This is a genomic window from Janthinobacterium fluminis (genome assembly GCF_028595325.1).
GTDB lineage: Bacteria > Pseudomonadota > Gammaproteobacteria > Burkholderiales > Burkholderiaceae_D > Janthinobacterium > Janthinobacterium fluminis.
Genome location: NZ_JAQQXR010000032.1, coordinates 1 through 2142 on the forward strand (window position 1 = coordinate 1; position 2142 = coordinate 2142).

At 56.5% G+C, this 2142-nt stretch carries 2 protein-coding genes and 1 rRNA gene; 1 reads left to right on the forward strand and 2 read right to left on the reverse strand.

What is annotated here, in order from left to right; all coding sequences use genetic code 11:
- Positions 1-107: ribosomal RNA gene (gene rrf / locus OIK44_RS25615) — 5S ribosomal RNA — on the forward strand; the annotation flags it as partial.
- Positions 108-457: 350 nt separating this feature from the next.
- Here the strand turns inward: rrf and OIK44_RS25620 are convergent.
- Positions 458-1825 carry a sodium-dependent transporter gene (locus OIK44_RS25620; protein WP_273675080.1) on the reverse strand — a complete coding sequence of 456 codons (1368 nt, stop codon included), beginning with the start codon at positions 1823-1825 and terminating at the stop codon, positions 458-460.
- A gap of 102 nt (positions 1826-1927) precedes the next feature.
- Positions 1928-2142: hypothetical protein (locus tag OIK44_RS25625; protein WP_273675081.1), on the reverse strand; the 215-nt coding region annotated here is incomplete at its 5' end.

Below are 2142 nucleotides of genomic sequence, written 5' to 3' on the forward strand. Positions count from 1 at the left end.
GACCATAGCAAGTTGGTCCCACCCCTTCCCATCCCGAACAGGACCGTGAAACAACTTTGCGCCGATGATAGTGCTGCAACCAGTGTGAAAGTAGGTTATCGTCAGGCTAGTTATATTAAAAAAGCCCAGCAGAGATGCTGGGCTTTTTTTCGTCTGGCGCTTTGGCTCCACCAGGTCAACAGCCGGGGTCAGACCCCAAAAGGCCGGGGTCAGACCCCTGGTAGTCGCCGGCGCGCTAATTGCCATGGAGTCCATTTAGGCGCGCACCTTCCCATCCAGGTCGAGGTGGGATGATGCCGATGTGGCGCAGGGGAGGATGTTTGGGGCGGCGCCGGCATGGGTGGCGCCGCGGATGAGGGGGAGGGGCGATGCGGATGTCGTGTGTTCCGCGCCGCATCAAGGGAGGTCTGACGTCAGTCTTTCTTCCCTCATTCTGCGGCGCAGCCCATCAAGGATATTAGAACAGCTTCAAGCCTTTCAGCATCACAATCAAAATCAATAATGGCGATACGTAGCGCAACAGGAAAAATACTGCGCGCGCAATGCCCTCGTTGTTCAACTGGCCGTTATTGCTCAGTGCGCGGCTAAACTTCTCGATGCCCCAATCCCAGCCGACAAACAACGCCACTGCAATGCCGCCTGCCGGTAACAGGATGTTTGAGGAGACGACGTCGAACAGGTCGAACATGGTTAAGCCGAATAGCTTGAAGTCAGCCAATGTGCTATTGCTCAAGGCGCAGCAAGATCCCATGATCGCAAGCAGTGCGATTGTCAGCAGGGTTGCTTTCGGACGGGAGAAGCCAAAGCGCTCGTGGAAAATCAACACGGGTACTTCCATCAACGACAGCATTGCGCCGGTGGCAGCGACGGCCGCCAGGATGAAGAAGACTACCATCAGCAGCTGCCCCATCGGAATTTGGGAGAAGACCGCGGGGATCGTAATGAATACCAGCGCCGGGCCTGCCGCAGGGGCGAAGCCGAAAGTGAATACCGCAGGGAAAATGGCAATTCCGGCCAGCATCGAGACGCACAGATCCGCGCTCATGACGCGAAGCGTGGTCAGTGGAATGTCCTGGTCGTCGCGGAAGTAACTGCCGTAGGTCATCATCGTGCCCATGCCGATCGACAGTTTAAAGAATGCCAGGCCCATCGCCGTCAGCACCACGGAAGCGGTAATTTTGCTGAAGTCAGGATGGAACAGGAAGGCCAGGCCATCGCCCGCTTTTTCCAGCGACAGGCTGACGGCGCACAGCAGTAACAACAACACGAACAGCAAGGGCATCAATTTTTTGGTCAGCGCTTCAATACCTTTGGTTACGCCCATCAGCAGGATGCCGCCGATAAAGATCAGTACGCCCCACTGCCACAGCAGCGATTGCAGCGGATCGCTGATCAACGCGCCGAAAGCTGCTTCCGTCACATGGCGGTCGCTACTGAGGATGGTGCCGCCAATGGCCTTCGCTACATAGGCAAACACCCAGCCCACCACTTCTGAGTAAAACGATAAGATCATAAAGGCGGCCAGCATGCCGGCCACGCCGATCAACCACCACATGCGGCCCTTGTGCGCCAGTGTCTGCAAGGCGGAAATCGGGTTGGCCTTCGCCTGGCGTCCCAGAGTGATTTCCACGATCATGACTGGCAGCCCGACCAGCAGTGTCGCCAGTAAGTAAATCAGCAGGAAGCCGGCGCCGCCGTTGGCCCCGGTCAGGTACGGGAACTTCCATATATTACCCAGTCCCACGGCCGAGCCAAGAGTTGCGGCCAGAACGCCGAAACCGGAGGTAAAACCGGCCCTTTTCATGCTGTGCTGATGTTGTTTCATTTGGTGTCTTCTGTATTGATGCGCCGCAGTGCCGCGAAAGACCGAAATTGTAACAGTTGGTCCCCGCCGAGATGGCGAATTTGCTGGCTTCTGGCCGAGTTACTACAGTTTTTGCAGCGAAACACCTTGCAGGCGCGAGCACGCTTTGCTATAGTTCGCCTCCCCAATGAGAGGCACTCGATGCCGGGTAAAACGGGCCGGTCGGAAACGACGGGGCAGTAAAAATAGAAGTTGACGAAACAGGCGAAACGCTTCATACTCTTTCTTCTTCGCGGCTGACAAACAAAACGCTTTGTCGCCAAGCCGCAGCAGCACAG

Coding starts and splice junctions, on each gene's coding strand:
- OIK44_RS25620 (WP_273675080.1), bottom strand. CDS start 1,825: ATGAAACAACATCAGCACAGCATGAAAAGGGCCGGTTTTACCTCCGGT.